The organism is Pseudomonas sp. SL4(2022) (genome assembly GCF_026625725.1).
In the GTDB taxonomy this organism is placed as follows: Bacteria; Pseudomonadota; Gammaproteobacteria; order Pseudomonadales; family Pseudomonadaceae; genus Aquipseudomonas.
In genome coordinates this window covers 813,703-836,708 of sequence record NZ_CP113060.1, presented here as the reverse complement: position 1 = coordinate 836,708, position 23,006 = coordinate 813,703, and the positions used below count along the sequence as shown (strand labels likewise).

The window sequence follows — 23,006 nt, the reverse complement described above, 5'->3', positions numbered from 1 at the left end:
CAGCAGCCACCGATGCCGCAACCAATTCGCCTCAAAGACCACGAAAAAGACAGTCGTCTGATCCGCAAACGCGCGGTGGTGGGGGGCGTGGTGGTGTTGCTGCTGACCTTGGTGTTGCTCGTGCGCCTGTACTACCTGCAGGTGGTTCAGTACGAATACCACACCACCCTGGCGGAAAATAATCGCATCCATGTACAGCCGATTCCGCCCAGTCGTGGGCTGATCTTCGATCGCAATGGCGTGATCATTGCGGATAACCGACCAAGTTTCAGCTTGACCCTGACCCGCGAACGCGCTGGCGATTGGCCGCAGGTACTCGACGTGATTGTCGAAGTGCTAAAGCTTGGGCCGGATGAGCGGGCGCTGTTTGAGCGCCGGGTGCGTCAGGGGCGAAGGCCATTCGAGCCGGTGCCGGTGTTGTTCGAGTTGAGCGAGGAGCAGATCGCTCTCATCGCCATCAACCAGTTCCGCCTCCCGGGGGTTGAGGTCTCTGCGCAGCTGGTTCGGCATTATCCGTTGGGCAAGCACTTCGCACACTCGGTGGGCTATGTCGGGCGGATCAACGAGAAAGAGCTTAAAGAGCTGGACCCGGTGGCCTACAGCGGTACGCACCACATCGGCAAAACCGGCATTGAGCGCTTCTATGAAGACGAGTTGCACGGTGATGTGGGTTATGAAGAGGTCGAGACTAACGCCCGTGGCCGCGTATTACGGGTGCTTAAACGGACTGACCCGACGCCAGGCAAGGATATTGTGCTGAGCCTTGATGTGCGTCTGCAGGAAGCGGCGGAAGCGGCCCTGGCCGGTCGCCGTGGTGCGATAGTGGCAATACAGCCGCAAACCGGCGAAGTGCTGGCGATGGTCAGTCAGCCGAGTTTCGACCCCAACCCGTTTGTTACCGGTATCGGCTTCAAGGCCTATGCCGAGTTGCGCGACTCGATCGACCGCCCGCTCTACAACCGGGTGTTGCGTGGTCTTTATCCGCCGGGCTCAACGATCAAACCAATGGTTGCAGTGGCGGGTTTGGACGCCGGTGTGGTGACACCGCAGACCCGAGTCTTAGATCCTGGGTTCTATCAGTTGCAGGGCCATAGTCACAAATACCGCAACTGGAACCGCACCGGCGATGGTTGGGTGGACATGGATCTGGCCATCGCCCGCTCCAATGACACCTATTTCTACTCACTGGCACACAAGATGGGCATTGATCGCATGTACGACTACATGACCCGTTTCGGTCTGGGTCAGCGTGTGTCGCTGGATATGTTCGAAGAAACTCCGGGGTTGATGCCGTCGCGAGACTGGAAGCGGGCGCGCTATCGTCAGGCCTGGTATCCCGGGGAAACGCTGATCCTCGGTATCGGTCAGGGCTATATGCAGACCACCCCCCTGCAGCTGGCTCAGGCCGTTTCGCTGATGGCCACTCGGGGTAAGTGGATTCGCCCACATCTGGCCAAGACTATCCAGGGACAGCCGCCGGTTGACCCCAATCCCGTGCCTGACATTGTGTTGCGTGACCTCAAGTTCTGGGACAACGGTCGTCATGGCATGGAGCAGGTGATGCACGGCCCGCGCGGTACCGCGCGCAAGGTGGGCGATACGTCGCTGTACCGGATTGCCGGCAAGAGCGGTACTGCTCAGGTGGTGGCCATCAAGCAGGGTGAAAAGTACGACCGCAGCAAAGTGGCTGAACGCCATCGCGATCATGCCTTGTTCGTCGCCTTCGCGCCGGCAGACAACCCTCAGATTGCGGTGTCCGTGATGGTGGAGAATGGCGAGTCTGGCTCAGGGGTTGCTGCACCGGTGGTCAAACAAGTGATGGATGCCTGGTTGCTCGATGAGAAAGGCCAGTTGAAGGCCGAATTTGCTCCGCCAGTGGCGGCTGAGGTCGTGGCACCATGAGCAATAATTTTGACCGTAACCTGTCCACCGAAGATCTTCTGCGTCGCCGTGCAACCTTGCTGCAGCGCCTGCATATCGATGGGATATTGCTGCTGCTGTTGTTGATCCTGGCAACCGGCAGCCTGTTCATTCTGTACTCGGCCAGTGGCAAGAACGTTGATCTGCTGATGAAGCAGGCCAGCTCCTTTGGCATCGGCCTGGTCGGCATGCTGATCATCGCCCAGTTCGAACCGCGCTTCATGGAGCGTTGGGTGCCGCTGGCCTATGTGGGGGGCGTGGCGCTGCTGGTTGTAGTGGATGTTATGGGGCATAACGCCATGGGTGCCACACGCTGGATCAATATCCCCGGGGTGATCCGTTTTCAGCCCTCGGAGTTCATGAAAATCATCATGCCGGCGACTATTGCCTGGTACCTGTCAAACCGCAGTCTGCCGCCGCGGTTTAAGCATATCTGCATCAGTCTGGCGATGATCATCATGCCTTTCGTGCTGATCCTGATACAGCCTGATTTGGGCACTTCGCTGCTAATTCTCGCCTCTGGCGGCTTCGTGTTGTTTATCGCCGGTCTGCAATGGCGCTGGGTGATTGGTGCCGTGGCCGCCGTGGTGCCGATCGCTATCGGCATGTGGTTCTTTGTCATGCACCAGTACCAGAAGCAGCGCGTGTTGACCTTCCTCAACCCGGAAAGCGATCCGCTGGGCAGCGGCTGGAACATCATCCAATCCAAGGCCGCCATTGGCTCCGGCGGTGTGCTGGGCAAGGGCTGGTTGCAGGGTACTCAGTCGCACCTGGACTTTCTCCCGGAGAGCCACACCGACTTCATCATTGCGGTACTGGCCGAGGAGTTCGGCCTGGTTGGCGTGTGTTTGTTACTGCTGGTGTACTTGCTGTTGATCGCGCGCGGTCTGGTGATTACCGTGCAAGCGCAGACGCTGTTCGGTAAGCTGCTCGCCGGCGCGCTGACCATGACTTTCTTTGTTTATGTTTTCGTCAATATCGGGATGGTCAGCGGCTTGTTGCCGGTGGTGGGGGTGCCGTTGCCCTTCATCAGCTATGGCGGTACCTCGCTTATTACCTTGCTCTCCGGCTTCGGAATTTTGATGTCGATCCACACCCATCGGAAGTGGATGACTCAGGCTTGATTGGGATTATGAGTGCAATGCAGAACGTGTTTGGCATGATGAAATGGGTAACACCCTGGTTGGCGCTGGCTGGCGCCTGTGCACTGGTACCGGTGGCTGTGGCCGATGACTACCGGCAATCACCGCAGGTGGCTGAGTTCGTCGCAGAGATGACACGTGACTATGGTTTTGCTGGTGAACAACTGATCGAACTGTTTGCCCAGGTTGAGCGCAAACAGGCCATTCTTGATGCCATTTCGCGTCCGGCAGAAAAGGCCAAGCCGTGGAAGGACTATCGGCCAATTTTCATCACGGACAAGCGCATCAGTCAGGGCGTCGCATTCTGGAAGCAGCACGAAGCGACGCTGGCTCGCGCCGAAGCTGAATATGGCGTGCCGCCACAGGTGATCGTGGCGATTATTGGCGTGGAAACCTTTTATGGCGGTAATACCGGCAGCTGGCGCGTGATGGATGCCCTGTCGACCCTGGCTTTTGACTACCCGCCGCGTGCACCGTTCTTTCGCAAGGAGCTGCGCGAATTTCTGCTATTGACCCGCGAAGAACAGGTCGAGCCGCTGAGCATGACCGGCTCCTATGCCGGTGCCATGGGATTGCCGCAGTTCATGCCGAGCAGTTTTCGTGCATATGCCGTGGATTTCGATGGTGATGGCCATATCAACATCTGGAATAACCCGGTCGATGCCATTGGCAGTGTGGCCAGCTACTTCAAGCGGCACGGCTGGCAGCCAGGGCAACTTGTGGCCAGCGCCGCCAACCTCAAGGGGGCGCAAGCTGAGCAAGGCCTGACTGTGGGCCTGGACCCGGTGAAGAATGTCGGTGAGCTGCGTAAGTTGGGCTGGACCAGTGCCGAGCCGCTGGCTGACGATTTGCCGGTAACTGCCTTCCGTCTGGAAGGTACTGATGGCGCCGAGTACTGGATCGGCCTGCCTAACTTCTTTGTCATCACCCGCTACAATCGCAGTGTGATGTATGCCATGGCAGTCAATCAGCTGGCCGAGGCGCTGGTCGATACACGGGGTGTGAAGTGATGTTGCGTTTGCCTTTCAAGTTGGCCCTGTGTGGCGGTCTGGCGTTGGCGCTGGCCAGTTGTTCGTCCAGTCGTGCGCCTCAGCCGGTTGCGCCCATTCAACCGGGTGGCGCGATTTCCGGACCGGGTGATTTCAATCGTCCACACAAGGATGGCGCCCCTTGGTGGGATGTCGATGTGTCGCGGATTCCTGATGCGGTGCCCATGCCGCACTACGGCCCGGTCAAGGCCAGCCCCTACACCGTATTCGGCAAGCAGTACTACCCGATCCCCGATGCGCGTCGTTATCAGGCGGTGGGGCCGGCATCCTGGTATGGCACCAAGTTCCACGGTCAGGCCACTGCCAATGGTGAAACCTACGACCTGTATGGCATGACCGCCGCACACAAAACCCTGCCGCTGCCGAGTTATGTGCGTGTAACCAATCTGGAAAACGGCAAGACCGCCATCCTGCGCGTCAACGACCGCGGCCCGTTCTATTCCGACCGAATTATCGATCTGTCCTTCGCCGCCGCGAAGAAGCTCGGCTATGCCGAAAGCGGAACTGCGCGGGTCAAGGTCGAAGGTATTGATCCGCATGAGTGGTGGGCTCAGCAGGGCCGTCCGGTACCGATGGTGTTGGCTGCTCCGCAACAGGTGGCCCAGGCCCAGCCGGTTGCACAGCCTGTCGCGCAGCCGCTTGAGCAGTATTCACCCCCCCGCAGCAACATGCCGCCGCGGTGCTCCCCGTGCAGATTGACGCAAAAAAAAACGCTTCAGTCGGAGCCTCTGGCCTGTTTCTCCAAGTGGCCGCCTTCGCCAATCCGGACGCTGCGGAGCTACTCAGAGCCAAGTTGAGCGAGACAGTGGCTGCGCCAGTGTTCGTCAGCTCAGTGGTGCGCAACCAGCAGATTTTGCACCGCGTGCGTCTGGGCCCCGTGAGCAGCCAGAGCGAAGCTGAACAGCTGCAGGACAGTGTGCGCCTGGCCAATCTTGGCGAGCCAACTCTGGTCAAGGCTGAGTGACGCGGCACTTATTGTCTCTTCATGGGACTAAGCAAGATCCCCGGTGCACGAGCGCCTAGCCGGGGCAGCAATGATTAGGCCTTCGGGCAGTTTTACCATCAGCAATCTAGAGAGACGGATGAATATCATCAGCTTTGCGCAACGCGTTTTCCTGTCACTTTTTCTGCTCAGCGCATCGACTGCCTGGGCCAATCAGCAAGTGATTCCAACGGCGCCCCAGCTTGCCGCCAAGTCCTACGTGCTGCTGGATGCTGCCAGTGGCAAGGTTCTGGTCGAGAACAACGGCGACCAGCGCTTGCCGCCGGCCAGCCTGACCAAGTTGATGACGGCTTACATCGCGACGCTGGAAATCCGCAAGGGCAAGATCGGCGAGCAGGACCTGGTGCCAATCAGCGAGCACGCCTGGCGTACCGGTGGTGCCGCCTCCGGTGGTTCGACCATGTTCCTGCCGCTGAACAGCCAGGTGACCGTTGATGATCTGCTGCACGGCGTGATCATCCAGTCTGGCAACGACGCCAGTATTGCCCTGGCCGAGTACATCGCTGGCAGCGAAGATGCTTTCGCCGACATGATGAATGAAGCCGCTGCGCGTCTGGGCATGAGTAACAGCCACTTCATGAATGCCACGGGTCTGCCGCATCCTGAGCATTACTCCAGTGCTCATGACATGGCCATTCTGGCTCGCGCGATCATCAATGAAGATCAGGAACACTACGCAATTTATGCGCAGAAGGAGTTCCTCTGGAACAACATCAAACAGGGCAATCGCAACCTGCTCTTGTGGCGTGACAAGACCGTTGATGGCCTGAAAACCGGCCACACCGAAGAAGCCGGTTATTGCCTGGTGGCCTCTGCTGTGCGGGATGGCGCAAGGATGATCACTTCGGTGTTTGGCACCGTCAGCGAGTCGGCGCGTGCGGCGGAAACCCAGAAGCTGCTGACCTATGGTTTCCGCTTCTTCGAAACCCGCACCTTCTACAAGAAAGGCCAGGAGCTGGCCCAGGCCCAGGTCTGGAAAGGCACTGTGCGTCAGGTCAAGGCTGGTCTGGCGACTGATCTGAGCCTCACGCTGCCGAAAGGCCAGCTGGATAAGCTGCAGGCCGGCATGACGCTCAATCCGAAGCTTACGGCGCCCATTGCTCAGGGTGATGTGATCGGTAAGGTTGAAGTTAAGCTGGGTGAGGAAGTGGTACACAGCGCCGACCTGATCGCCCTTGAGGCCGTTGAGGAAGGTAGTTTCTTCCGCCGCCTGTGGGATAGCATCAGCCTGTTCTTCTTCGGATTGTTCAACTGATAGCGTGACCAGCACGCCCTTGCCGACCCGCAGGGGCGTTGTTGCTGCCACGGCTTACGAGGCCGTTACTGCCATGAATCAACCAGACGTCAAATCGCACAAAATCGAATTTCCCTGCGCGGACTACCCGATCAAGGTGGTCGGTGACAGTGGTGCCGATTACAAAAGCACGGTGATCGAGATCCTTAGCCAGCACGCCAAAGTCGATCTCAGCACCCTGGCCGAGCGCCAGAGCAGCAACGGCAAGTACACCACCGTACAGCTGCATATCGAAGCCACCAGCGAAGATCAGTTACGCGATATCAACAGCGCCCTACGCGCGACCGGTATCGTGCACATGGTTCTGTGATGGACCTACCGCTCGGCTTTCGTGAGCTGGGCCAGGTCGACTATCAGCCTACCTGGCATGCGATGCAGCGCTTTACCGACACCCGCGGCGCCGATACGCCGGACGAAATCTGGCTGCTCGAACACGCCCCGGTATTTACTCAGGGCCAGGCCGGCAAGGCCGAGCATGTGTTATTTCCGGGGGATATTCCGGTGGTGCAGGTTGATCGTGGTGGTCAGGTGACTTACCACGGTCCGGGCCAGCTGGTGGCTTACCTGCTGCTGGATGTGCGCCGGAGCGGCATTGGTGTGCGTGAGCTGGTGAGTCGCATCGAGCGCAGCCTCATTGACCTGCTCGCCAGCTATGGCGTCAGTGCCAATGCCATGCCGGACGCGCCTGGCGTGTATGTGAATGGCGCGAAGATTGCCTCGCTCGGCCTGCGCATCCGTAACGGACGTTCCTTCCATGGTCTGGCGCTCAATGTGGATATGGATCTGCAGCCGTTCCAGCGCATCAACCCCTGTGGCTATGCCGGTATGGCCATGACGCAGTTGGTTGATCAGGTGGTGGGGGCGATCGATATTTCCGAGGTCAGCGCGCGGCTGCGTGAGCAACTGGTCAAGCACCTCGACTATGCGCAGCAGCAGAGCCTGGCGAACACAATCGACTGGTAAGCGGAGTAGGGCCGGCACACGAACGCCTGACCTCAGGCAAAGCCCCAGGTCAGGCGTTCGTGTGGCTCAATCAGTTCAGATTGAGGGCGGGAATCAGACTGTTGTCGAGCTGTTGGCCCGGCACCGGGACCGGGGCAGCCAGGCCCAGGTTATTCTTCTCGAACACCTTGTCGGCGCGGTAGCTGGAGCGTACCAGCGGGCCGGCGGCGACCTCCATAAAGCCCTTCTGCAGACCGATTTCGCGGAAACGGTTGAACTCTTCCGGGCTGACCCAGCGCTGCACCTTCAGGTGATTGCGCGTCGGTTGCAGGTACTGGCCGAGGGTGAGGATGTCGACGTTGATGGCGCGCAGGTCATCCATGGTCTGGATGATCTCTTCATCCGTCTCGCCCAGGCCGAGCATCAGGCTGGTCTTGGTCAGTACGTCCGGCCTGTGGCGCTTGGCGTGGGCCAGCACGTTCAGGGTCTTTTCATAGCCTGCACGTGGGTCGCGTACTACGTGGGTGAGGCGCTTGACCGTCTCAACGTTCTGCGCGAACACCTCAAGACCGGAATCCACCACACGTTCGATGGCCAACAGGTCGCCGTCGAAGTCCGGGGTCAGGGCTTCCACCACCACGTGCGGGGTGTTGTCCTTGATCGCCCGCACGCAGGCCGCGTAGTGGTTGGCGCCGCCGTCATCCAGGTCGTCGCGATCCACCGAAGTCAGCACGATATAACGCAGGGCCATCAGCTCCACCGACTTGGCGGTGTTCTGCGGCTCTTCCAAGTCCAGCCAGCCGTTGGGATTGCCGGTATCCACCGCGCAGAAGCGGCAGGCGCGGGTACACACCGAGCCCATCAGCATGATGGTGGCAGTGCCGTTGGACCAGCATTCGCCCATGTTCGGGCAGTGGGACTCTTGGCACACGGTGCTCAGGCGGTGTTCGCTGACATTGCGTTTGACCGCCTCAAAGCGGCTGCCGCCAGGCGCCTTGACTCGTAGCCACTTGGGTTTGGGCTCGAATACCTGAGGCTCGCTGGAGGCGCGGCGCTTTTGCCCGTCCTTGATCGCGGTGATGCCTTGGGTGGTACGGAATTTTTCGCCACTGGCGACGGTTTTGGGCGAGGGAGTATCGGACATCGGCTATTGGGCTCCGTGGACGAGGCGGCTTGTGGCCGCCGCGCAGTCTATCACAGAGCCTGACTGTTCAGTCCGTTGTGCGCCGCGCGGTTCTACCCGTTCGTGCTTGGCGATGTTGCCCAATCGTTCGAGTAAAGCTCGTTTAACGCAGTTTTTGCAGCAACTCATGGCTGGGGTAACCGTCAGCGGGTAGGCCCAGACTCTGCTGAAATGCCCTAACAGCCTTGCGTGTGTTGGCGCCAATGATGCCGTCTGCCGGGCCCGGTTCGTACCCCTTGCTGGTCAGCAACGTCTGCAACTCGATGCGCTCACTGCGTCCCAGTTGACGGTCGTTGCGCGGCCAGGCGGCCTGTACGCCCGGATTGCCGTCCAGGGCGTCGCTGAGCAGACCGATGGCCAAGGCGTAGGCGGTGGAGTTGTTGTACTTGAGAATGCTGCGGAAGTTGTTCAGCACCAGAAAGGCCGGGCCGCGGTGCCCGGCTGGAAGAAACAGTGAGGCCAGGCTCTGCTCGTTGGCATCCACCGCGCGCAGCGGGTTGACCCCCTGGGCGCGCCACTGCGCCAGGCTGTGGCGCACTTCCGGATCGGCCTGGGCGTAATCGAAACCCTGCGGCAGGCTGACTTCAAACCCCCAGGGTTGGCCATTCTGCCAACCGGAGGCTTGCAGGTAGTGAGCCGCCGAGGCCAGTGCATCAGGCGCTGAGCGCCACAGGTCGCGGTGGCCGTCGCCGTCAAAATCCACGGCATGCTGATTGAAGGTGGTCGGCATGAATTGGGTTTGCCCCATGGCGCCCGCCCATGAGCCGATCAGTCCCTGCGCTGGGCCGTCGCCGGCTTGCAGGATCTGCAATGCAGCCAGCAGCTGGCTGCGCCAGAACACTTGGCGACGGCCGTCGTAAGCCAGGGTGGCGAGGGAGCGAATGACGTTATGGCTGCCGATATTACTGCCGTAATTGCTTTCCATGCCCCAGATGGCGATCAGCACTTCGTGGTCTACGGCGTAGGTGCTGCGGATGGCTTTCAGGGTTGGGCGGTGTTGGGCCTTGAGCAGGCGCCCCTGGGCGATGCGCGATACGGAGACTGCGCCGTCGATGTACTCCCACACCGGGCGGGTGAATTCAGGTTGGCTGTTGTCTGCGGCGATGACCTTGGGGTCCAGGGTGATGCCGGCAAAGGTGCGATCAAACAGCTCGGCGTTGATGCCGGCCGCGATCGCATCGCTGCGCAGGAGCATGCGCCATTCGTCAAAACTGAGCAGGGTGGGCTGGGCGAGGGCAGCAGGCAAAGGTTGGCTGACGGTTGTCGGAGGTGGCGTAATCGCCGCGGCGGCGAGTGGCTGTGCAGGTGCTTCTGCGCAGGCGGTCAGGAGCAGCAGGATGCAGGCGGTGGCGCTATGGGACAGGCCACGAAGAAACAGGTAAGGCATGGTGGTCTCGGCACGTTTTGCAGGCCGTAACCTTAGCATGAATGCGGTGTATGCGGGCTGTGACGGGCTTTTCAGGCTGCCAGAAGGTATGAAGCCTCCCAGTTTTGCTGGGAGGCTTCACGGCGGTAGCTGCCTTTGCCTTTGCTGGGCGTTTCCTGGCGGGAGCGAAACAATGGTTGGGCGATCAGGGATTTGGCCTTGTTCGGGCCGCGTTTGGCTTTCTTCGCCATGGCGTTTCCTCGGCAAATGACCCGCACGTCGCAGGCGGGCGGAGCATGATCCGCATGCGACTGAATGTCCAGCGTCTGAGCGCTAGCGGGAGATGCCCAGGCGCTGGCCGCAGATGGTTAGCGTCAACAGGCCCAGACCGCTCCAGGGGTCGCCGGCCGCCTGACCTTTGATTTGCGCATCGATCAACTGGGCATCCTGCAGCAGCGCGGCCCAGCGGGTGGCGGACAGACGTTGCAGGGCTTTACTGACCAGCGGGCGACGCTTGTCCCAGACGGGCGGGCGCGCGGAACTGAAGGCCTTTTCCAGCGGCATGCCCTGGCTGTACTGCTGGGCGATGGTGGCCAGTAGGCGGATTTCCCGGGCCAGGGCCCAGAGAATGACCGGCGGCTCGACGCCTTCACCGCGCAGCCCTTCGAGTATGCGCAGGGCATGCGCGGCTTCGCCATTGAGGGCCGCATCGATCAGGCCGAATACATCAAAGCGTGCACTGTCAGCGACCGAAGCGTGCACGGTATCGACGTCAATCTGCGTGCCTTCTGCCAGCAGTTTGAGTTTTTCGATTTCCTGGGCGGCGGCGAGCAGATTGCCTTCGACGCGCACGGCAATCATGTCCACGGCTTCGGCGCTGGCGCTTAGGCCCGATTGCGCCAGGCGCTGGCGAATCCATTGGGGTAGCTGGTTGGCATCGACCGGCCAGATCTGCACGAACTGCGTCTGCGCGCCCTCGATCAGCGCCTTACCCCACTTGGTCTTCTGCGCGCTGCCATCGAGTTTCGGCAGGCTGATCAGCAATACGGTGTCTTCGGCGGGGCGGGCGAGGTATTCCAGAAGCGCCGCTGCGCCCTTGTCGCCGGGCTTGCCATTGGGCAGGCGCAGCTCAAGCAGGCGTTTATCGGCAAACAGCGACAGGCTGGCGCCGGCTTGTAGCAGGTTGCCCCAGTCGAAGTTGTTGTCGGCGTTGAACACCTGGCGCTCGCTGAAACCCTGCTGGCGGGTCGCGGTGCGAATGGCGTCAGTGGCTTCCTGGCAGAGCAGCGGTTCGTCGCCACTGACCACATACACCGGGCTCAGGTTGCCCTGCAGGTGTTTGGCGAGTTGTGCGGAATTAAGCTTCATGCGGGCGCAGAGCAGGGCCGCTTGCGCGGCCCGGCGAGCTTACTGGGCGGGAATCGGCAGTTGGATTGGCGACTGCTGCGGTTGTGCGGCTTGCTGCTGGCGAGCGGCTTCCAGGGCATCGGCTTCTGCTTTTGCCTTGGCTTCTGCGGTTTGCTGCAGTAGGTCTAATTGCGCTGGACTGATCTGTTGCAGGCGCTGAACCAGTTGCTGGATCAGTTCACGGTTCATTTCCTTGCGTAGCTGCGCGGCCTCTTGGTCACCGCCAATCAGGTTGTTACCGTCCTGGGTGTAGAAACTTTGGGCTTCCAGCTTGTCACTCATCAGCAGCAGGTCTTTGCTGCCACGGATTTCGTATTCCAGGGTTTTGCTCAGTTCGTACTCGGCGGTGCGGGCCGAGCTGGTAAAGCTGGCGGCACGGCGATTTTCCTGCTCGTTGCTCAGTACCAGGCGGTACGGCGCACCAGCGTAGACCTTGACGCCGTTGTTCTGCAGCACGTCGCGCACTTGGGTGACGGTTTCGCCGTAGGCGTTGCGCGCGCTGACATCCAGCTCCTTGAGCGCGAACTGCACGTCACCGGTGCCACGCAGCTGGAAGCCGCAAGCGCTGAGCAGGGTGGCCAGGCCAATTACCAACAGATTCCGTTTGATCATCTTTTATCCCCTTGGCGTGTCTTGCGGCGCGCCGTTGTGCGGTCGCGCCGAGCTTAATCAGTTGGCGACTAGTCAGTTGGCAACAATGTTGACCAGTTTGCCTGGCACCACGATGACCTTGCGAATGCTCAGGCCTTCGGTAAAGCGCAGCACGTTTTCGTTGCTGCGGGCGCTGGCTTCAACCTCTTCGCGGCTGGCGCTGGCCGGCACTTCAATCTGCCCGCGCAGCTTACCGTTGACCTGGATCACCAGGGTCAGGCTGTCCTGTACCAGGGCAGACTCATCCACCTGTGGCCAGGCGGCGTCGATGATGGCTTCGTCGTGGCCCAGTTCCTGCCACAGCTGATGGCTGATATGCGGTGTGATGGGTGCCAGCAGCAGTGCCACCGCTTCCAGACCTTCCTGCAGCAGGGCGCGGTCTTGTGCTGTGGTTTGTGCGGCTTTCTCCAGCACGTTCATCAGCGTCATCACCTGGGCGATGGCGGTGTTGAATTTGTGGTGCTGGCCTATATCGAAGCTCGACTGCTTGATCGCCAGATGAATCGCGCGGCGCACGGCCTTCTGTTCGTCATCCAGGCTGGCCAGGTCGAGTGCGCCGGCGATGCCCTGGTTGACGTGATTTTGTGCCAGGCGCCAGACGCGGCGCAGGAAACGGTTAGCGCCCTCAACGCCGGCATCCGACCATTCGCAGCTCATGTCCGGCGGCGAGGCGAACATCATGAACAGGCGGCAGGTGTCGGCGCCGAACTGATCAATCATCGACTGGGGGTCGACGCCGTTGTTCTTCGACTTGGACATCTTCTCGGTGCCGCCGATTTCCACCGGCAGGCCGTCGCTTTTCAGCTTCGCGCTGATGACCTTGGCTTTGCTGTCGCGCTCCAGCTCGACGTCGGCTGGGTTGAACCAGTCCTTGCCGCCGTTTTCCAGGGTGCGGTAGTAGGTGTCTGCCACCACCATGCCCTGGGTCAGCAGATTCTTGAACGGCTCGTTGGATGACACCAGGCCTTCGTCGCGCATCAGCTTGTGGAAGAAGCGCGCATACAGCAGGTGCAGGATCGCGTGTTCGATACCGCCAATGTACTGATCCACCGGCAGCCAGTGGTTGGCCGCCTCAGGGTCGACCATGCCGCCTGTGTAATGTGGCGAGGCGTAGCGCGCGTAGTACCAGGACGACTCAACGAAGGTGTCCATGGTGTCGGTTTCGCGTTTGGCCGGCTTGCCGCATTTCGGGCAGGTGCATGCGTAGAACTCCGGCATACGCGCCAATGGTGAGCCGGCGCCGTCCGGCACCACGTCTTCCGGCAGCACCACCGGCAGTTGATCTTCCGGTACCGGTACGTCGCCACAGGTATCGCAGTGGATGATCGGGATCGGGCAGCCCCAGTAACGCTGACGGCTGATGCCCCAGTCGCGCAGGCGGAACTGGGTTTTGCGTGCGCCGTGGGTGTTGGCTTCCAGGTCGGCGACGATGGCGTCGAAGGCGGCGCTGAAGTCTAGATTGTCGTACTTGCCGGAGTTGATGCTGGTCAGACCGGCTTTGTCGCCGTACCAGTCCTGCCATTGAGTGGCGTCGTATTCTTTGCCTTCGCCGGTGTAGACCTGCTTGATCGGCAGGTCGTACTTGTTGGCGAATTCGAAATCGCGCTCATCGTGCGCGGGCACGGCCATCACCGCGCCTTCGCCGTAACCCCACAGTACGTAGTTGGCGACGAACACCGGCAGCTTGTCGCCGGAGAGCGGATGAATAACGAATTGCCCGGTGGCAACGCCCTTCTTCTCCATGGTGGCCATGTCGGCTTCGGCCACGGAACCGGCTTTACATTCGGCGATAAACGCGGCGATGGCCGGGTTGCTCTCGGCGGCGCGCTGGGCCAGCGGATGCTCGGCGGCGACGGCGACGTAGGTCGCGCCCATCAAGGTGTCGGGGCGGGTGGTGTAGACCTTGAGCTGGCCGTCGATGCCGACGCTGGCCTGGTCATAGTCGAACACCACATCAGCGCCGAAGCTCTTGCCGATCCAGTTACGCTGCATGGTCTTGACCTGTTCCGGCCAGCCATCCAGTTCGTCCAGGCTACTCAGCAGCTCTTCCGCGTAAGCGGTGATCTTGAAGTAGTACATCGGGATTTCGCGCTTTTCGATCAGCGCGCCTGAACGCCAGCCACGGCCGTCAATGACCTGCTCGTTGGCCAGCACGGTCTGGTCGACCGGGTCCCAGTTGACGGTGCCGTTCTTGCGGTAGATCACGCCTTTTTCGAACAGGCGGGTGAACAGCCACTGCTCCCAGCGGTAGTAATCGGGTTTGCAGGTGGTGACTTCACGCGTCCAGTCGATGGCCAGACCCAGCGATTTCAGCTGGGTCTTCATGTAGGCGATGTTTTCGTAGGTCCACTTGGCCGGTGCAACCTGATTCTTCATTGCCGCGTTTTCCGCCGGCATGCCGAAGGCGTCCCAGCCCATTGGTTGCAGCACGTTCTTGCCGAGCATGCGCTGGTAGCGGGCGATCACGTCGCCGATGGTGTAGTTACGCACATGGCCCATGTGCAGCTTGCCGCTCGGGTAGGGGAACATCGACAGGCAGTAGAAGGTCTCCTTGCCCGACTGTTCGCTCACTACAAAGGATTTTTGCGCGTCCCAATGGGACTGCGCGGCGGCTTCGATTTCACGGGGCGAGTACTGTTCTTGCATGGCTACCGGCGCTGGGAATAAGGGCTTGCGGGAAACGCCGTAGCATACATGAGCCCCGCTTATTCAGGGAAACCCTGATTGCGCCGCGCGCCAGCAACTGCGGCCCGGCCGCACGTAGCCAGCCACGCCTAGCCGGCCGCGCCGTTTGTCGCGATGCACTGCCGGTTAAAGCGTGGCCGCTAAGCTTGTTATATGGAGCGGCAGCCTGCTCCGGGGCGAGGTGAAGGATGGCGGAGTTTCGGCGTGGTGCAGCGGGGGGCGGGCTCTATGAGCGGCTGCTGCAACGCCTTGCCATGGCGTTGGATGAGGCGGATAGCCTGAGTGGACTGTCTGCACAACCGCCGCTAGAGCTTGAACTACGCGGTCTTACGGCGGCGGAAATGGAGCTGATTCGCGCTTATCTGAATCGTGACCTGGACTGGCTGCGCGGCTGGCATGCCGCAGCGCAGGAAATGGCGCAGATTGAGCAACTACCAAGCTCGCGCAAGGTCGGGCGTTGCGGCCACAAACCCACCGCCGCGCTGCCCGGCAAGATCAAACCTCTGCTTAAACGTCGTTTACAGCTGTGCTGCGCCCTGTGCGGGACTCTGGCGGGCTGGCAGTCCGGCAATGGCGTACAGGCCTGCAAGGCCTGCGGCTCGCAGTTGTTTCGGGCGAGTAATCATCGGTAGGCTGCGCGCACCCATGGAGGTGCTCAATGCCGATTCGCTACATCCTCAAACAGTTCTTCCTGCCGCCAGGCCTGTTCCTGCTTTTGCTGCTGGCCGCCTGGTGGCTGCGTCGGCGTTTTCCACGCTTGGCGGCGTGCTGCCTGGTTGTTGGCTTGGGCGGGATGTGGCTGTTTAGCCTGCCGGTGATGGTTGAATATTCGGCACGGATGCTGGAAACCGAGCCGGCATTGAATGAGCGACAATGGGCTGATTTGGCACAGCAGGCCGACGTGATTGTGGTGTTGGGCGGTGGGCGTGAACTGGCTGACCCCGGCTGGGGTGCGGATCAGCCCAGTCTGTTGGCGTTGGAACGGGTGCGTTTTGCGGCGCGGCTGGCCAAAGCCTCGGGGTTGCCGCTGCTCACCAGTGGCGGGTTGCACTATGGCGTACCACCGAGTGAGGCGGCGTTGATGGCCGAGGTGCTGGCCCGTGATTACGGCGTGCCGGTGCGTTGGCAGGAAGGTGTGAGCCGCACCACCTGGGAGAATGCGAGCCACAGCGCTGATCTGCTGAAGCAGGCAGGCATTACCCGTGTGGCGCTGGTGACCCAGGCCTGGCATATGCCCAGGTCACGCTGGAGTTTCGAACAGGCGGGCTTGCAGGTGATCAGTGCGCCGATGGGGTTTCTTGGTACGCCCAATGGCCGGCCTGTCGATGGTTGGTTACCGGAAAGCAAGGCGGTCTGGCAGAACGGCTTGTTGCTTAACGAGGCCATTGGCTTGCTGGCTTATCGGTTGTTCTACCGGGCCGTGCAGGAATAAGCCCCGGCTGGCCGGGGCTCGCATCCTTTAGCTATTGATCTGCTCGGCATGGTGACACGCCACTTGCCGGGCATCGAGCAGGCGCAGCGCCGGCTGTTCAACCTGGCAGCGCTCACTGGCATGTGGGCAGCGTTGATGGAAGGCGCAACCGCTGGGGGGCGATAGCGGGTTGGGCAGCTCGCCACTGATCTTGATCTTCGGTTTGCTCGGGTCAGGGTGGATGGTCGGCGTCGCGGACAGCAGCGCTTGGGTATACGGGTGCAGCGGGCGGTTGTAGATCTGCTCGCTGGGACCCATTTCCACCGGACGGCCGAGGTACATCACCAGCACATCATCGGCCACATGGCGCACCACCGAGAGGTTGTGCGAGATAAATACATAGCCGGTGTTGAACTGCTCTTGCAGGTCCATAAACAGGTTGAGCACCTGGGCCTGGATCGACACGTCCAGCGCCGAGGTTGGCTCGTCCGCCACCAGCACCTTGGGTTGCAGCATCATGGCGCGCGCCAGAGCGATGCGCTGGCGCTGGCCGCCGGAGAACATATGTGGGTAACGCTGGTAATGCTCGGGGCGCAGGCCTACCTGCTGCATCATTGTCTGCACCCGCTCGCGCCGTTCCAGGCGGGACAGGCCGGTGTTGATCAGCAGCGGCTCGCCCAGCTGATCGCCGACCTTTTGCCGTGGATTGAGCGAGGCGTAGGGGTTCTGGAAAACCATCTGCACATCACGTCGTAGCTGCTTGCGCTGCGCCTTGTTGGCGCCAGTTACTTCCTGCCCGGCGATCTGCAGCGAGCCTGAGCTGGGCTCCTCGATCAGCGTCAGGGCGCGGGCCAGGGTGGATTTACCGCACCCGGATTCGCCGACCACCGCCAGGGTCTTGCCCGCCTGCAGTTCAAAGGACACGCCATTCAGCGCCTGCACCTGGGCATTGGGCTGAAACAGGCCACGGGAGATTTCGTAGTGACGGGTGAGGTCGCGAGCAGTCAGGACGGCGCTCATCAGGCCACCTCCGCAGTCAGGTTGAGCGGGTAGAAGCAGCGCGCCGCGCCACGTTCATGGGCATCCAGGCTCGGCCGTTGCTCACGACAATGCGCCTGGGCGTAGGGGCAGCGTGGTGAAAGCAGGCAGCCCAGTGGCCGGTCATAGCGGCCCGGAACAATGCCGGGCAGGGTGGTCAGGCGGCGCTGGCCCTGGCTGTGTTCGGGAATCGCCTTGAGCAGCGCCTCGGTGTAGGGGTGGCTGGGCGCGTTGAACAGCTGCGGCACGCTGCCGATCTCTACCGCTTGCCCGGCATACATCACGCAGACCCGTTGCGCGGTTTCGGCGACCACGGCCAGGTCATGGGTGATCAGCACCAGGCCCATGTTCTGCTCGCGCTGCAGGCTTACCAGCAGGTCCATGATCTGCGCCTGAATGGTCACATCCAACGCCGTGGTCGGTTCGTCGGCGATCAGCAGTTTCGGTTCGGCGGCAATCGCCATGGCAATCGCCACCCGCTGGCTCATGCCGCCTGACAGCTGGTGCGGATAGGCATTCAGGCGGCTGGCGGCGGCGGGGATTTCCACCCGTTCCAGCAGTTGCAGGGCGCGCGTACGGGCGGCCTGGCCCTTGAGGCCGAGGTGCTGACGCAGCACTTCTTCAATCTGGAAACCCACGGTAAAACTGGGGTTGAGTGCGGTCATCGGGTCCTGAAAGACCATCGACAGGTCCTTGCCGACGATATGCCGGCGCTGGCGGCCCTTGAGGCGCAGCATGTCGGTGCCGTCGAACTGCAGGCTGTCGGCGGTGACGATGCCGGGGGCGTCGATCAGGCCCATCAGCGCCATCATGGTCACTGATTTGCCGGAGCCGGATTCGCCGACAATCGCCAGTACTTCGCCCTTCTCCACACACAGGTCGAGGCCGTCGACCACCGGGATGGCCGTGGCGTCGCCGAAGCGCACGCTGAGGTTTTTGATATCCAGCAGGCTCATGCAGGGTTCCTCACTGCGCATTCTTGAGTTTCGGGTCGAGTGCATCGCGCAGCCCGTCGCCCATCAGATTGATTGCCAGCACGCTGAGCAGAATGGTCAGGCCCGGCAGGCTGACCACCCACCAGGCGCGTTCGATATAGTCGCGCGCCGAGGCCAGCATGGTGCCCCACTCCGGCGTTGGCGGTTGTACGCCGAGGCCGAGAAAGCCCAGGGCGGCGGCGTCGAGAATCGCCGAGGAAAAGCTCAGGGTGGCTTGCACGATCAGTGGCGCCATGCAGTTGGGCAGCACGGTGATAAACATCAGCCGCGGCAGGCTGGCACCGGCCAGGCGTGCGGCAGTGACGTAGTCACGGTTCAGCTCGCCCATCACGGCGGCGCGGGTCAGGCGCACGTAAGACGGCAGCGAGACGATGGCGATGGCAAAGATGGTGTTGATCAACCCTGGGCCGAGGATGGCGACGATGGCCACCGCCAGCAGCAGCGAGGGCAGGGCCAGCATGATGTCCATCAGGCGCATGATCGACGGGCCGAGCAGGCGCGGAAAGAAACCGGCAACCAGCCCAAGGAGGATGCCGGGGATCAGCGACATCAGCACCGAGGCCAGTCCGATCAGCAGCGACAGTCGTGCACCATGGATTAACCGCGACAGCAGGTCGCGGCCCACTTCATCGGTGCCGAGCAGAAATTGCAGCTGGCCACCTTCCAGCCAAGCCGGCGGAGTGAGTAGAAAGTCGCGGTATTGCTCGCTGGGGTCATGCGGGGCGATCCAGGGCGCAAACAGTGCGCAGATCACCAGCAGGATCATAAATGCCAGCCCGGCGACCGCGCCCTTGTTGTGGGCAAAGGCCTGCCAGAACTCTTTGAGCGGTGAAGGGTAGAGCAGCGATTGGTCAAGACTGGTGCTTAGGGTTTCAGTTGTCATAGTGGGCTCCGTAGAACCTGTGCATGGCCTCGCGAGCTAGCGCGAGACAAGGAAAAAGCAGCTGAGGAAGCGGAGTGTGCTGTTGCACATGAGCATTCCGAAGCTTGTTTTGACGCGGTATCGCCGACGCGCAGCAGGCCATGGGCAGGTTCTTAGCGCTGATGGCGAATGCGTGGATTAGCCAGTCCATAAAGGATGTCCACCACAAAGTTGACCAGGATCACCAGGCAGGCGATCAGCAAAATGCCGTTTTGCACCACCGGGTAGTCACGCGCGCTGATCGACTCGATCAGCCATTTGCCGATGCCCGGCCAGGAGAAGATGGTTTCGGTCAGCACCGCGCCCGCCAGCAGCGCGCCGACCTGCAGGCCGAACACCGTGAGCACCGGGATCAGGGCATTGCGCAGGCCATGTACGAACACCACGCGAGCCGGCGACAGGCCCTTGGCGCGGGCCGTGCGCACATAGTCTTCACGCAGCACTTCGAGCATCGCCGAGCGGGTCATCCGCGCGATCACGGCGAGCGGAATGGTGCCGAGCACGATGGCCGGCAGGATCAGGTGGCGCAGGGCGTCGACAAAGGCGCCCTCTTCACCGGAGAGCAAGGTGTCGATCAGCATAAAACCGGTGACTGGCGGGATGTCGTAGAGCAGGTCGATACGCCCGGATACCGGCGTCCAGCCCAGCCACACCGAAAAGAACATGATCAGCAGCAGGCCCCACCAGAAAATTGGCATGGAATAACCGGCCAGCGAGATGCCCATCACCCCATGGTCGAACAGCGAGCCGCGTTTGAGGGCGGCAATCACACCGGCAACTAACCCCAGGGTGCCGGCGAACAGCAGGGCGGCCAGGGCCAGTTCGACGGTGGCGGGAAACAGGGTGAGAAATTCGCTCCACACGCTTTCCCGGGTGCGCAGTGATTGCCCCAGGTCGCCCTGGGCCAGTTGGCCGATGTAGTCGAAATACTGGGCATACAGCGGTTTGTTCAACCCCAGGCGCTCCATGGCCTGGGCGTGCATTTCCGGGTCGACGCGGCGTTCGCCCATCATCACTTCCACCGGATCGCCGGGGATCATGCGGATCAGCGCGAAGGTCAACAGGGTGACGCCGAAAAAGGTGGGGATCAGCAATAGCAGGCGTCGGGCAATAAAGGACAGCATGCGGGTCAGTGCTCCAAAAAAGGTGAGCGTGCATCGGGCTGCATGGCCAGACGCTGTTGTAGTGCGACGAGTGGCTCGGCAGTAAAGTGCCGGTTGAGCGCGCCTGTGGCAGGCAGGGTGCGGCAGGCAACAGGGCGCCTGGCGGTTCGGTCGGGCCAGATAGGTCCAGTCATCAGCGCAATCCTCGGATTATACGGAGCCAGCAAACGGCGGCCGGGTAGGCCGCCGTTGTCCGGCTGACGAGTGGCGGGGTAAGCCGCTCGCCAGCATGGTCGAGAGCCGCTGTTACTTGACGCCCACGCCGTAGAACGAGTTCAGCGCGAACGGACTGATCTTGAAGTCCACGACCTTCTTGCTCATCGGCTGGTAGACCGTGGAGTGGGCGATCGGGGTGATCGGAACTTCACGCTTGAGAATCACTTGAGCCTGCTTGTAAAGCTCGGTGCGTTCTGCCGTATCGGTCACCCGCTTGGCAGCTTTCACCAGCTTGTCGTAGTCAGCATGGCACCACTTGGAGAAGTTGTTGCCGTCCACGGCGTCGCAGCCGTACAGGGTACCCAGCCAGTTGTCCGGGTCACCGTTGTCGCCGCTCCAACCGATGAGCATGGCGTCGTGTTCGCCAGCCTTGGCGCGCTTGAGGTATTCGCCCCATTCGTAGCTGACGATCTTGACCTTGATGCCGACCTTGGCCCAGTCGCTTTGCAGCATTTCAGCCATCAGCTTGGCGTTGGGGTTGTACGGGCGTTGCACGGGCATGGCCCACAGGGTGATCTCGGTGCCTTCCTTGACGCCGGCAGCCTTGAGCAGTTCCTTGGCTTTTTCCGGGTTGTAGGCGGGGTCCTTGATGCCCTCGTCATACGACCATTGGGTCGGCGGCATGCCGTTAACCGCCAGTTGGCCGGCGCTCTGGTACACCGCGTCGATGATCCCCTGCTTGTTCACCGCCATGTCCAGCGCCTGGCGTACTTCGAGTTTGTCGAACGGCGGGTGGGTGACGTTGTAGGCGATATAGCCGACGTTGAACCCGGCCTGCTCGGGCATGTCCAGGGTCGGGTCTTTTTTCAGCGCGTCCAGATCCGCCGGGCGCGGGAACAGGGTGACCTGGCATTCGCCGGCCTTGAGCTTCTGCATGCGCACCGAGGCGTCGGTGTTGATGGCGAAGATCAGGTTGTCGATCTTCACCTCATCCGGTTGCCAGTACTCCTTGTTGCCCTTGAAGCGGATTACCGCATCTTTCTGGTAGCGGCTGAACACGAATGGGCCGGTGCCGATGGGCTTCTGGTTGATCTCGGCGGCCTTGCCGGCCTTGAGCAGGCTGTCGGCGTATTCGGCGGACTGGATCGAGGCGAAGCTCATTGCCAGGTTCTGGATAAAGGCGGCGTCGACTTCGTTGAGGCTGAACTTGACGGTCATGTCGTCGAGTTTTTCGATCTTGGCGATATTCGCGTCCATGCCCATGTCGGTGAAATAGGGAAATTCCGAGGGGTAGGCTTTGCGGAACGGATGCTCTTTATCGAGCATGCGCTGGAAGGTGAACAGCACGTCATCGGCGTTGAAGCTGCGGCTCGGCTTGAAGTACTCGGTGGTATGGAACTTTACGTTCGGGCGCAGGTGAAAGGTGTAGCTCAGGCCGTCTTCGCTGATGTCCCACTTCTCGGCAAGGCCGGGGATCACTTTGGTGCCGCCACGTTCGAACTGGCTCAAACGGTTGAATACGGTTTCTGCAGCAGCATCGAAATCGGTGCCGGTGGTGTACAGACCCGGGTCGAACCCGGCGGGGCTGCCTTCTGAGCAGAACACCAGGTTGCCGGCAGCGCTGGCAAGGGGTGTGCTGGCGATCAGCCCAGCGGCGAGTAAAGCCTGGATGACGGCGTTCTTACGCATAGTGACCTCATGGTTATTGTGGTTGTGATCCTGAGGGGCCCCTTGTAGAGGCCTTGGGTGAAACTATGCAGAGCCTATGCCGCCGGCAAGGGCTATGTCATGTTGCGAGCTGGAAATGCGGTAGCGTTGTATGTTGCTGTCGCATTTCTGTAAATCGGTGGTTAATTCATGGCAAAGCGCCGCTATCGTCGGACAACGGCGCTGCTTTCATATGTAGCAAGATGTAGCAGTTTTCAGCGCATCTGCACTTCGATCACCCCGTCGGCATTGATGCTGACCTGGCTGGAGCCTGCCTCGATTTCCGGTGACGGGGCTGCATCCATCATTGCGGCGCCCTTCATGGCTTCCATGCGTAGCATCGGGGGTTGAAAGCCGCCGCTGTTGAGGTTGAGGCTGACCAGCTTGTAACCGCTGCCGCCGAGGGCTTCGGTGGCCAGTTGCGCGCGGGCCTTGAATGCGGCCACGGCATCTTTGAGCAGGGCATCTTCGTGGGTCTTGCGGGTGTCACTGGCGATGCTGAAGTTCATTCCACCCATTTTCAGGGTGTGCAGCATTTCCCCGGTGAGCTTGGACAGCGCGCTGAAGTCGGCGCTTTCCAGGCGCAGCTCGGCGCGCTCGCGCCAGGCAGTGATTTTCTGGCCCTTTTCGTCGTACACCGGATAGCTGTTGCGGCTGCCGGAGGCGACGCTGACGCCTTTGACCTTGCGCGCCTGGGCGATGCTGGCATTCAGGGTCTGGCTGATCTGCGCGGCCAGAGCGGCTGGGTCGCTGTCCTGGGCTTCGCTGTAGAGGGTGACGTGCATCAGGTCGTGGGCGATTTCCTGGCTGACTTCAGCGCGCAGGGCGACCTGGTTATAGCGGGCGTCTTCAGCCACGGCGGATACGCTCAGCAGGGTGGTAGCACTTAGTAGCAGGGCAGTGGTGAGGCGGGACAGTGACAGCATGATGATTCCTTCAGAGGGTGAGCGCACGGGGTATGCGCAGCTTTCC

Annotated in this window: 20 protein-coding genes and 1 pseudogene; 9 read left to right on the top strand and 12 right to left on the bottom strand. The window is 61.3% G+C overall.

Annotated features, from left to right (window positions below; genetic code table 11):
- Nucleotides 1-12: 12 nt before the first annotated feature.
- From mrdA to lipB, 7 genes and pseudogenes are all read left to right on the top strand, one after another.
- Nucleotides 13-1,902, top strand: coding sequence for a penicillin-binding protein 2 (gene mrdA, locus OU997_RS03975; protein ID WP_267809127.1), 1,890 nt, complete (start codon nt 13-15; stop codon nt 1,900-1,902).
- A 38-nt stretch (nt 1,903-1,940) separates the two neighbouring features.
- Nucleotides 1,941-3,044, top strand: a complete 1,104-nt coding sequence (gene rodA, locus OU997_RS03970) for a rod shape-determining protein RodA (RefSeq protein WP_177479964.1) — start codon at nt 1,941-1,943, stop codon at nt 3,042-3,044.
- A 35-nt stretch (nt 3,045-3,079) separates the two neighbouring features.
- Nucleotides 3,080-4,072 (top strand): lytic murein transglycosylase B, encoded by a 993-nt coding sequence (gene mltB / locus OU997_RS03965; RefSeq protein WP_256582975.1) that lies wholly within the window; start codon nt 3,080-3,082, stop codon nt 4,070-4,072.
- Nucleotides 4,072-5,075, top strand: a pseudogene (locus tag OU997_RS03960) (septal ring lytic transglycosylase RlpA family protein). Before mltB ends, OU997_RS03960 begins: the two are co-directional and overlap by 1 nt.
- Before the next feature lie 118 nt (nt 5,076-5,193).
- Nucleotides 5,194-6,369, top strand: coding sequence for a D-alanyl-D-alanine carboxypeptidase family protein (locus OU997_RS03955; protein ID WP_267809125.1), 1,176 nt, complete (start codon nt 5,194-5,196; stop codon nt 6,367-6,369).
- 73 nt (nt 6,370-6,442) lie between these two features.
- Nucleotides 6,443-6,718, top strand: coding sequence for a DUF493 domain-containing protein (locus OU997_RS03950; protein ID WP_108489367.1), 276 nt, complete (start codon nt 6,443-6,445; stop codon nt 6,716-6,718).
- Nucleotides 6,718-7,371, top strand: a complete 654-nt coding sequence (gene lipB / locus OU997_RS03945; RefSeq protein ID WP_267809123.1) for a lipoyl(octanoyl) transferase LipB — start codon at nt 6,718-6,720, stop codon at nt 7,369-7,371. The genes OU997_RS03950 and lipB overlap by 1 nt, the downstream gene beginning before the upstream one ends.
- A 70-nt stretch (nt 7,372-7,441) precedes the next feature.
- Here the strand turns inward: lipB and lipA are convergent, their stop codons facing one another.
- From lipA to leuS, 6 genes are all read right to left on the bottom strand, one after another.
- The gene (gene lipA, locus OU997_RS03940) at nt 7,442-8,494 is read right to left on the bottom strand and encodes a lipoyl synthase (RefSeq protein ID WP_267809121.1); all 1,053 of its coding nucleotides are present in this window, start codon (nt 8,492-8,494) and stop codon (nt 7,442-7,444) included.
- 142 nt (nt 8,495-8,636) lie between these two features.
- Nucleotides 8,637-9,920, bottom strand: coding sequence for a lytic murein transglycosylase (locus OU997_RS03935; RefSeq protein WP_267809119.1), 1,284 nt, complete (start codon nt 9,918-9,920; stop codon nt 8,637-8,639).
- 71 nt (nt 9,921-9,991) lie between these two features.
- Nucleotides 9,992-10,150 carry an alternative ribosome rescue factor ArfA gene (arfA, locus tag OU997_RS03930; RefSeq protein WP_108489371.1) on the bottom strand — a complete coding sequence of 53 codons (159 nt, stop codon included), beginning with the start codon at nt 10,148-10,150 and terminating at the stop codon, nt 9,992-9,994.
- Nucleotides 10,151-10,232: 82 nt separating this feature from the next.
- Nucleotides 10,233-11,267 (bottom strand): DNA polymerase III subunit delta, encoded by a 1,035-nt coding sequence (gene holA / locus OU997_RS03925; protein WP_267809117.1) that lies wholly within the window; start codon nt 11,265-11,267, stop codon nt 10,233-10,235.
- Nucleotides 11,268-11,306: 39 nt separating this feature from the next.
- The gene (gene lptE / locus OU997_RS03920; RefSeq protein ID WP_267809115.1) at nt 11,307-11,918 is read right to left on the bottom strand and encodes an LPS assembly lipoprotein LptE; all 612 of its coding nucleotides are present in this window, start codon (nt 11,916-11,918) and stop codon (nt 11,307-11,309) included.
- Between the two features lie 72 nt (nt 11,919-11,990).
- Nucleotides 11,991-14,603: a leucine--tRNA ligase gene (leuS, locus tag OU997_RS03915; RefSeq protein WP_267809113.1), complete on the bottom strand. Its 2,613-nt coding sequence runs from the start codon at nt 14,601-14,603 to the stop codon at nt 11,991-11,993.
- Between the two features lie 227 nt (nt 14,604-14,830).
- Between leuS and OU997_RS03910 the strand changes: the two genes are divergently transcribed.
- Nucleotides 14,831-15,274 (top strand): hypothetical protein, encoded by a 444-nt coding sequence (locus OU997_RS03910; RefSeq protein ID WP_267809112.1) that lies wholly within the window; start codon nt 14,831-14,833, stop codon nt 15,272-15,274.
- Nucleotides 15,275-15,300: 26 nt separating this feature from the next.
- Complete coding sequence (locus OU997_RS03905) at nt 15,301-16,074, top strand: YdcF family protein (protein ID WP_267809111.1); 774 nt, start codon at nt 15,301-15,303, stop codon at nt 16,072-16,074.
- Nucleotides 16,075-16,101: 27 nt separating this feature from the next.
- On the opposite strand, the gene OU997_RS03900 is transcribed toward OU997_RS03905, so the two are convergent.
- The 6 genes from OU997_RS03900 to OU997_RS03875 all read right to left on the bottom strand — a co-directional run bounded on the left by OU997_RS03900 (nt 16,102) and on the right by OU997_RS03875 (nt 22,960).
- Entirely contained in the window at nt 16,102-17,073 is a 972-nt protein-coding gene (locus OU997_RS03900; RefSeq protein ID WP_267809110.1) for a peptide ABC transporter ATP-binding protein, read from the bottom strand.
- On the bottom strand, nt 17,073-18,047 hold the full coding sequence (locus OU997_RS03895; RefSeq protein ID WP_267809109.1) for an ABC transporter ATP-binding protein: 975 nt from the start codon (nt 18,045-18,047) through the stop codon (nt 17,073-17,075). Before OU997_RS03895 ends, OU997_RS03900 begins: the two co-directional genes overlap by 1 nt.
- A gap of 10 nt (nt 18,048-18,057) precedes the next feature.
- Nucleotides 18,058-18,969 carry an ABC transporter permease subunit gene (locus OU997_RS03890; RefSeq protein ID WP_108489379.1) on the bottom strand — a complete coding sequence of 304 codons (912 nt, stop codon included), beginning with the start codon at nt 18,967-18,969 and terminating at the stop codon, nt 18,058-18,060.
- A 152-nt stretch (nt 18,970-19,121) separates the two neighbouring features.
- Nucleotides 19,122-20,132 (bottom strand): ABC transporter permease subunit, encoded by a 1,011-nt coding sequence (locus tag OU997_RS03885; RefSeq protein WP_108489380.1) that lies wholly within the window; start codon nt 20,130-20,132, stop codon nt 19,122-19,124.
- A gap of 285 nt (nt 20,133-20,417) precedes the next feature.
- The gene (locus tag OU997_RS03880) at nt 20,418-22,016 is read right to left on the bottom strand and encodes an ABC transporter substrate-binding protein (protein WP_108489381.1); all 1,599 of its coding nucleotides are present in this window, start codon (nt 22,014-22,016) and stop codon (nt 20,418-20,420) included.
- 233 nt (nt 22,017-22,249) lie between these two features.
- Entirely contained in the window at nt 22,250-22,960 is a 711-nt protein-coding gene (locus OU997_RS03875; RefSeq protein ID WP_108489382.1) for an SIMPL domain-containing protein, read from the bottom strand.
- Nucleotides 22,961-23,006: the final 46 nt, after the last annotated feature.